General features: G+C 65.4%; 6 protein-coding genes and 2 tRNA genes. 2 read left to right on the top strand and 6 right to left on the bottom strand.

The window, feature by feature from the left end:
- A partial coding sequence (locus VK519_RS05770; RefSeq protein ID WP_324348172.1) for a class I SAM-dependent methyltransferase occupies positions 1-566 on the bottom strand: 566 nt, incomplete at its 3' end.
- 171 nt (positions 567-737) lie between these two features.
- Here VK519_RS05770 and gloB point away from each other — a divergent pair.
- The gene (gloB, locus tag VK519_RS05765) at positions 738-1,499 is read left to right on the top strand and encodes a hydroxyacylglutathione hydrolase (RefSeq protein WP_414692704.1); all 762 of its coding nucleotides are present in this window, start codon (positions 738-740) and stop codon (positions 1,497-1,499) included.
- On the top strand, positions 1,496-2,671 hold the full coding sequence (locus VK519_RS05760; RefSeq protein WP_324348170.1) for a transglycosylase SLT domain-containing protein: 1,176 nt from the start codon (positions 1,496-1,498) through the stop codon (positions 2,669-2,671). Before gloB ends, VK519_RS05760 begins: the two co-directional genes overlap by 4 nt.
- 10 nt (positions 2,672-2,681) lie before the next feature.
- On the opposite strand, the gene VK519_RS05755 is transcribed toward VK519_RS05760, so the two are convergent.
- The 5 genes from VK519_RS05755 to lon all read right to left on the bottom strand — a co-directional run bounded on the left by VK519_RS05755 (position 2,682) and on the right by lon (position 7,903).
- Positions 2,682-4,589, bottom strand: coding sequence for a SurA N-terminal domain-containing protein (locus VK519_RS05755; RefSeq protein ID WP_324348169.1), 1,908 nt, complete (start codon positions 4,587-4,589; stop codon positions 2,682-2,684).
- A 59-nt stretch (positions 4,590-4,648) separates the two neighbouring features.
- A tRNA-Asp gene (locus tag VK519_RS05750) sits at positions 4,649-4,725 on the bottom strand.
- Between the two features lie 9 nt (positions 4,726-4,734).
- Positions 4,735-4,809, bottom strand: a tRNA-Val gene (locus VK519_RS05745).
- Between the two features lie 23 nt (positions 4,810-4,832).
- Positions 4,833-5,105 (bottom strand): non-specific DNA-binding protein Hbs, encoded by a 273-nt coding sequence (hbs, locus tag VK519_RS05740; protein WP_324348168.1) that lies wholly within the window; start codon positions 5,103-5,105, stop codon positions 4,833-4,835.
- A 296-nt stretch (positions 5,106-5,401) separates the two neighbouring features.
- Positions 5,402-7,903 (bottom strand): endopeptidase La, encoded by a 2,502-nt coding sequence (gene lon, locus VK519_RS05735; protein WP_324348167.1) that lies wholly within the window; start codon positions 7,901-7,903, stop codon positions 5,402-5,404.
- Positions 7,904-8,209 lie beyond the last annotated feature (306 nt).

Genomic DNA, 8,209 nt, shown 5'->3' with positions numbered 1-8,209 from the left:
AGGATGTATGCCCCGCCAGCCAGGCTGCTGCCCTCACCCGCCATGACTGACGGCAGCACGTGGCCGGCACGGTGCACGGCGATCACGTGGAGGTCGGCCCGGCCACAGGCCGAGCGCAGCAGCACCGGTTGACGCAGGCTGGCACGGGTGCCGCGGGCGCGCCACTGGAACCACGGCGCCCAGGCACTCACCGGGTGCACGCCGGTGATCGCCAGTACGCCGCCGGGTGCGAGCACGCGAGCGGCCTCGCCGATCAGTTCGTCGCCGTCGGGAACGATTTCAGCGGCGTGGCGCAGTACCACCACGCCGAACGCGTCGTCCTGGAACGGCAGCGGTTCGTCTGCGCGTGCCTGTACGTCCCCCTGCCAGCCGCCGTGCGACAGGTGCAGGCGGGCCCAGCGTCCGAGCAAGGGCAGCGGCGGCGGGGCGATCTCAGGCACTGGTGCGATGTGCAGGGCATGGTCGCCGGTGGAGCGCGCAAGCTCCGGCGCCAGCACCGCCGACTCGCTGGCCAGCAGCGCACGCATGGGCGGCAGGGCGTAGAGGTCGGGGTGCAGCTGTGGCATTGGCATGGGTGCTTTGGCGAGAACGGACTGGTGTCGCGACGCCAAGTGTATCGGCTCCGGAGCCGGATTCGGCGACCTGAACGGGTTAACGCGTTGATAACAAGGGGTCCGGCGGGGCGCTGATATAGTCCGGCGGCCCCCGCGGCCGAGGCCGCCCGTCGAGTGCTCGTTTTGCGTCCTGAACCGATCCCGGCGCTTGTCGACAACTACATCTGGCTTCTTACCGACGCCGCCGGCAACGCCGCGGTGGTGGATCCGGGCGATGCCGCCCCGGTGGAGCGCGTGCTGGCCGGGCGCGGGCTGAACCTGCGAAGCGTCCTGCTCACCCATCATCATCCCGACCACATCGCAGGCGTCGCCGAACTCTGCCGGGGACGCAAGGTGGAAGTGATCGCTCCGGTCGATGAGCGCATTCCGCACGCTGATCGTCGCGTAGGCCACGGCGACGTGGTGACGCTTGCCCTGCCCGCCGCGCGCTTCGACGTGATGGCCGTACCCGGCCACACCACCACCCACATCGCCTACGCGGGCGAAGGCTTGCTCTTCTGCGGCGACACCTTGTTCAGCCTGGGCTGCGGCCGCCTGTTCGAGGGCACGCCAGCCCAGATGCTTGATTCCCTCGACCACCTGGCCGCCCTGCCCGACGACACCCTGGTCTGCTGCGGCCACGAATACACCCAGGCGAACGCGCGCTTCGCGCTGTCCATCGATGGCGACAACGCCGCGCTGAAAGCACGCGCCAGGCAAGTCGATGACAAACGCTCGCGCGGCGAGCCGACGGTGCCAAGCAACATGGGCATGGAGCGCGCCGCCAATCCCTTCCTGCGCACCGATAGTGATGCCATCGCCGCCTGGGCCGCCCGTAAGGCGGACGCCCACGATCGCGTGTCCCGCTTCGCCGCGGTGCGCAACGCCAAGGACACCTTTCGATGAACCACCCGTTGCGTACCGCCCTGGCCGCCACCCTGGCGACGGCCCTGGCTGCCTGCTCGTCCACCGCACCGGTGATGCCCAGCGCGCCGCCTATCACCACCACTCCCGCCACGCAGCCCACGCCGCCGTTGATGCCCACGCCAGCGCCGGTGGCGCCGGTGGTGACGGACTTCTGGGGCGAGATGCGTGCGGGTTTCCAGATGGATGGCTGCGATGCCGACGACGGCGTGGCCCGCTGGGCGCGCACCTTCACCCAGCGGCCGGATCGTTTCGAAGAACACCTCGCTGCGGTATTGCCGGTGGTCGAATACGCCAAGGAGTCCGCCCAGGCGCACGGCGTGGCCGGCGAATTCGCGCTGCTACCCTGGATCGAAAGTTCGTTTCAACCCGTCAAGGGCAAGAAGGGCCGCCCGGCCGGCATATGGCAGATCGTGCCCTCTACCGCGCGTACCCTGGGCCTGCCTTCGCGCAAGGGCTACGACGCGCGGCTGGACACCGCAGCCTCCACCGATGCGGTGATGAAGATGCTGGCCAGCTACCACGAGGAACTGCACGACTGGCGCCTGGTGGCCATGGCCTTCAATGCCGGTGAATTCAGCGTGCGCAAGGCCGTGGACAAATATGGCGTGCCGCCGGCGCAACCGGCGGTGCCGAAAATGCCGATGAAGGCGGTGACCCGCGAACACCTGACCAAGCTCCTGGCGATCGCCTGCGTGGTGCGCCAGCCCGAGCGTTTCCACGTACGGCTGCCGCCGGTGGATGCAAAGCGTTCGCTGGAGAAAGTGACCGTTTCCGGCACAAAGACCATGGGCCAGGTGGCGGAGCTGTCGTCGATGCCGGTGGATCGCGTACTGGCGCTGAATCCCGCTCACACCTCGGCCAATGCGCAGGCCAACACCACGATCCTGATGCCATCGACGGCGGCAGAGGCGTACCGCGAGGCAGCCGCCAGTGGACGCCAGCCCAGCCCCGCGACCATCGCACCGCCGGCGGACGACGCCGAGGCACAGGGCAAGGCCAGTGGGAAGCCACGTTCGGTGAAGGTGGCCAGTGGCCAGACGCTGTCGCATGTCGCCCACGCCAACAAGGTGACGGTGAAGCAACTGATGACCTGGAACCACCTGACCAGCGACAAGGTGAAACCGGGACAGGTGTTGAGGCTGTCCCCGTGATGCCGCCCCGTTAGAGGCGGTCTTTGGAAATCTTGATTTCGGTCTTGGCCTTCATCGCCTCGATGAAGGCCAGCGTCTGCGCGGCGGACACGGCCTGCCCCATCTGCTGGCGGAAGCCTGCGCGCTCTTCGGCAGTCACCTTCGAGGTATCGCCATCGATGACCTTGTCCACCGCCACCAGGGTGTAGGCTCCCTTCTCCATCGGCAACGCCAGCACCGCCGGCTTGCCGTCGGCGGGACGCGGCTGGGCGAAGATCGCCTGTACCACCGCGGGCGGCTGGTCCTGCGCGCCACGGGTAACGCCAGCGACGGTCTTGACCTGCCCGTGCGCGGCATTGGCGATGGCGTTGAGGTCCTCACCCTTTTGTGCACGGGCGACGAGTTCGTCGGCCTGCTTCTTGGCCTGCGCGACAATGCGGTCGTCGATCACTGCCTGGCGCACGGCAGCCTGCACTTCGGACAACGGCTTGGCCACGGACGGCGTGTGCTTGTCGACATGGATCACCACGCCATGGTTGTCGCCGAGGTCGATCAGGCCCGAGTTGTTGCCCTGTGCCAGGACGTCGTCGGAGAACGCGGCAGCGACCACCTTCGGGTTGGCGGCGATGCCCTTGCCGCCGTCACGGCCGAAGGGCTCGGTGGTCTGCAGAGGCAGCGAACTGGCCTTGGCGGCAGGCTCCAGCGACGAGGGGGTCTGGTAGGCCTCGTCGGCGAGGTGGCCGGCAACGTCGTTGTACTTGCGCTCGTGCGCCTCGGTGGTGGCCTTGGCCAGGATATCCCCGCGTACTTCCTCGAACGGCTTGGCGGCGCCGCTACGGACATCGCGCAGGTAAATGATGTGGTAACCCTCGTCCGGCGAAAGTACCGGCTGCGAAATCTCGCCTTTCTTCATGGCGAACAGCGCAGCGTCGAACGAGGCATTGGCCACGCCCTTCTCGATGAAGCCGAGGTCGCCGCCCTGGCGCTTGGAACCCAAGTCGTCGGAATTTTGCCCGGCCAGGGTAGCAAAGTTCGCCGGGGTGGCCTCGGAGGCGATCTTGCGTGCCTTCTCAAGCGCCGCCTTCTGCTGCTCCGGCGTGGCGTTCTTGGGCACGTTCACCAGGATGTGCGACACCTCGCGCTGTTCAGGCTGCACGTAGCGCGACTTCTGCTGCTCGTAGATGCCGCGCAGGTCCGCGTCGCCCGGCGGAGCGTCGTCTTTCAGATCCTTCGCGTTGACTTCGATGTATTGCAGGGTGACCTGCTCGGGTGTCATGTACTGCGCGCGGTGCGCGTCATAATAGGCCTTGAGCTCCGCGTCGGAGACATCCGTGCTGGGTGCCGCCGGCGCGGGGATATCCACCAGGCGCACATCACGCTTCTGTTCGGTCAGGCGCAGCACGCGGTCGATGTCGGCATCGGTGACCAGCACGCTCTGGCCGATGGCATTGGGGATGAGCTGGGTTGCCATTTCCTGGCGACGCTGCGCCTCGAAGGTGGCCGCCGAGGTGCGCGTGCCGGCGAGGTACGCGCCATAAGCTTTCTGGTCGAACTTGCCCTCGCTCTGGAAGGCGGGCTCGGCCGCGATGGCATTGACCACCTGTGCGTCGGTCACGGTGAGGCCGAGTTTGCCGTTGGCCTGGCGAAGCACCGCCTGGCTTACCATCGCATCGAGGATCTTCTGCTTGGTGGCCGGCTGCTCAAGATAGGTCGGATCGTAACGATCGCCCTGCTGCGACATCATCTGCTCGCGGATGCTGTTCACGCGCTCCTGGTAATCCTGCTGCTGGATCTCCGTGTCGCCCACCTTGGCAAGGTAGCTGGCGCGGTCGCCTTGCAGGTAGTTCTCGATGCCGAAGAAGGCAACGGCGAAGACGCTCACCCCGAGCACGACCATCGTCGGCCAGCCTTCCATCTTCGTACGCAATGAATGAAGCATCGGTTTCGCTCGTAGCAGGACATAAAACAAGGGCGCCACGCGGGCGCCCTTGAAGGGTATGGCGGAGTGGACGGGACTCGAACCCGCGACCTCCGGCGTGACAGGCCAGCATTCTAACCGACTGAACTACCACTCCGCGACTTTTTGGTGGGTGCTGAGGGGATCGAACCCCCGACCAGCGCCGTGTAAAGGCGACGCTCTACCGCTGAGCTAAGCACCCAGGTCAATGGCAGACCTGACTGGTTAGTTTAGGTGATCCTTCAGCGCCTTGCCAGCCTTGAAAGCCGGGACTTTGGAGGCCGGGATCTTGATCTCTTCGTTGGTGCGCGGGTTGCGGCCGGTGCGCTCGGCACGGTTACGGACGGTGAAGGTACCGAAGCCCACCAGGGAGACGTCCTCGCCCTTGTGCAGGCTGGCCTTGACGGCATCGATCAGCGCTTCGAGGGCGCGGCCGGCGTCGGCCTTGGACAGCTCGGCGCGCTCGGCGAGATCGGCGATCAATTCAGATTTATTCATTGGTTATTCCTTATCACGTGAAAGAGTCCGCGGTGTATTCGGGACGAGAACCATGCCAGGGCTACTTGGACGGCCAGCGGTTCGCGAAGGGAACGTCGCGGGCCGCTGTTGCGCTTGCTGCGCGGGCGCTTGGTGCTAGCGGTCGGACCTTTATACCAGCGGCCCCCGGCACCCGCAATACGAGATGTACCAACGCTTTCAGCCCACGTGCACGTTATGCGCGGGTGATGGCGGACATGTTGAGGGAGGCATGCCGTTGGCATGCCTCCCTTTTTCCCGGATTTGAGAACCGGCGATCAGTGCGTCAGCGAAGCTGCTGCCTTGCCGTCGTCCTTCTTGCTGTCCACCGCCGTACCATCGCCGGTCTTCGCCTCCAGCGGCTGGGGCGGACGCTCCAGCGCGATATTGAGCACCTCGTCGATCCACTTCACGGGGATGATCTCCAGCGACCCGGTGATGTTATCCGGGATGTCGGCCAGGTCTTTCCTGTTCTCTTCCGGGATGATCACCGTGGTGATGCCACCGCGATGGGCTGCCAGCAGTTTTTCCTTCAGTCCGCCGATCGGCAGCACGCGGCCACGCAGGGTGATCTCGCCGGTCATCGCCACTTCCGAGCGAACCGGGATGTGGGTGAGCGTGGACACCAGCGCCGTGCACATGGCGATGCCTGCGCTGGGGCCGTCCTTGGGCGTGGCGCCCTCGGGCACGTGGATATGGATGTCCAGCGACTGGTGGAAGTCCGGATCGATGCCCAGCGACGACGCACGGGCACGCACCACCGACAGCGCCGCCTGGATCGATTCCTTCATGACGTCGCCCAGCTGGCCGGTATGCACCAGCCTGCCCTTGCCAGGCAGCACCGAGCTTTCGATGCTGAGCAAATCGCCACCGACCGACGTCCAGGCAAGCCCGGTCACCAGGCCCACTTCGTTCTGCAGTTCGGCCCGGCCGAAGTCGAAACGACGCACGCCCAGGAAGTGGTCGAGGTTGGCCGATTCGACCTTGGCCTTGCCGGCAACGACCACCGACTTCACCGTCGCGGACTTCGCGGCTACTCTGCCCTTGGCCTGTTTCTTAGCCTTTGCCGACGCGCTCAGCGTGATTTCCTTCACCACCTTGCGGCAGATCTTGGAAATTTCGCGCTCGAGATTACGCACGCCCGATTCGCGCGTGTAGTAGCGCACGATGTCGCGCAGCGCGTCCTCCTTCACGCTGAGCTCTTCGGGCTTCAAGCCATTGGCCTTGAGCTGCTTGGGCAACAGGTATTTCTGCGCGATGGCGAGTTTTTCGTCCTCGGTGTAACCGGGGATGCGGATCACTTCCATGCGGTCGAGCAGCGGGCCGGGAATGTTGAGCGAATTGGCCGTGGCGATCCACATCACCTCGGAGAGGTCGAGGTCGACTTCCAGGTAATGGTCGTTGAAGGCGTGGTTCTGTTCCGGATCGAGTACTTCGAGCAGGGCCGACGACGGATCGCCGCGGAAGTCCATCGACATCTTGTCGATCTCGTCCAGCACGAACAGCGGGTTCTTCGTGCCGGTCTTGTTGAGGTTCTGCACGATGCGGCCGGGCATGGAACCGATGTAGGTGCGGCGGTGGCCGCGGATTTCCGCTTCATCGCGCACACCGCCCAGCGACATGCGGACGAACTTGCGGTTGGTGGCCTTGGCGATGGACTGGCCAAGTGATGTCTTACCCACGCCGGGCGGGCCGACCAGGCACAGGATCGGGCCCTTCATGGCGTTCACGCGCTGCTGCACGGCCAGGTACTCAAGGATGCGCTCCTTGACCTTCTCCAGGCCAAAGTGATCGGCATCGAGTACTTCCTGGGCGAGCGCGAGATCCTTGCGGACCTTGCTGCGCTTCTTCCACGGCACACCGACCAGCCAGTCGAGGTAGTTCCTGACCACGGTGGCCTCGGCAGACATCGGCGACATCTGCTTGAGCTTGTTGAATTCGTTCTTGGACTTGGCAAGCACCGCCTTGGGCATGCCGGCGGCTTCGATCTTCTTCTGCAGTTCCTCGATCTCGTTGCCGCCCTCCTCGCCTTCACCCAGTTCCTTCTGGATGGCCTTCATCTGCTCGTTGAGGTAGTACTCGCGCTGGCTCTTCTCCATCTGCGACTTCACGCGGCCGCGGATGCGCTTCTCGACCTGCTGCAGATCCATCTCGCCATCGACCAGGCCGATCAGGAGCTCCAGCCGCTGGCCGACATCGGCCGTCTCCAGCACGCGCTGCTTGTCGGCCATGCGCACGGAGAGGTGCGCGGCAATGGAATCGGCCAGCCGGGACGGATCGTCGATGCCCGAAAGGGTGGCCAGGATCTCCGGCGGCAGCTTGCGGCTCTGCTTCACCAGCTGTTCGAAGAGCGACACCAGCGAACGGGAAACCACGTCGAGCTCGCGCTCGTTGGTGCTGTAGACGGGTTCGATCACGCGCGCCTGCGCGCTGAGCATGCCCGACTCATCCACGTAGTCGTGCACGTCCACGCGCGACTGCCCTTCCACCAGCACCTTCACGGTGCCGTCGGGGAGCTTGAGCAACTGCAGCACGCCCGCCAGGGTACCGGTGGTGTGCAGGTCGCCGATCTCCGGATCGTCGATGTCCGGGCTCTTCTGCGCCACCAGCAGGATCTGTCGCTCGCCTTCCATCGCGCGCTCGAGTGCGCGCATGGACTTGTCGCGGCCAACGAACAGCGGGATGACCATGTGCGGGTAAACCACCACATCGCGCAGCGGCAGGACCGGCAGGACATCCAGGGCGGCACCGCTGGTGGGAACGGGTTGGTTCTTTGCCATCTAGGGCTCCATGGAGAAAGGCCGGGGGCTCTTTGGTTCCGACACTGAACCGCGCGCCCCATCAGCGTCAAGTGGTGGTGGCATGCATGCGACTCAAGGCCGCGGGGCCCAATAAAAAGGCCCCGGCGAAACACCGGGGCCTTCAAGGAGTTGCCGATGCAAGCTGATGTTTACGCGGCGTCCCCGCCACCTTCCGCACCGCCGATCGCCCGCTGCTGCTGCAGGTTGCCGCGGTAGATGAGGTAGGGTTCGGCCTGGCCGTCGATCACCGCGTCGTCCACCACCACCTTGCTTACGTGTTCGAGG

The organism is Pinirhizobacter sp. (assembly GCF_035317885.1).
Taxonomy (GTDB): domain Bacteria; phylum Pseudomonadota; class Gammaproteobacteria; order Xanthomonadales; family Rhodanobacteraceae; genus Pinirhizobacter.
The sequence above is the reverse complement of the archived record's forward strand: the minus strand, read 5'-3'. Positions and strand labels throughout refer to the sequence as shown.

Bases quoted from the DNA above. Each gene is read 5' to 3' on its own strand.
- VK519_RS05760 (WP_324348170.1), top strand. From the start codon at position 1,496: ATGAACCACCCGTTGCGTACCGCCCTGGCCGCCACCCTGGCGACGGCC.
- VK519_RS05755 (WP_324348169.1), bottom strand. From the start codon at position 4,589: ATGCTTCATTCATTGCGTACGAAGATGGAAGGCTGGCCGACGATGGTC.
- hbs (WP_324348168.1), bottom strand. From the start codon at position 5,105: ATGAATAAATCTGAATTGATCGCCGATCTCGCCGAGCGCGCCGAGCTG.
- lon (WP_324348167.1), bottom strand. From the start codon at position 7,903: ATGGCAAAGAACCAACCCGTTCCCACCAGCGGTGCCGCCCTGGATGTC.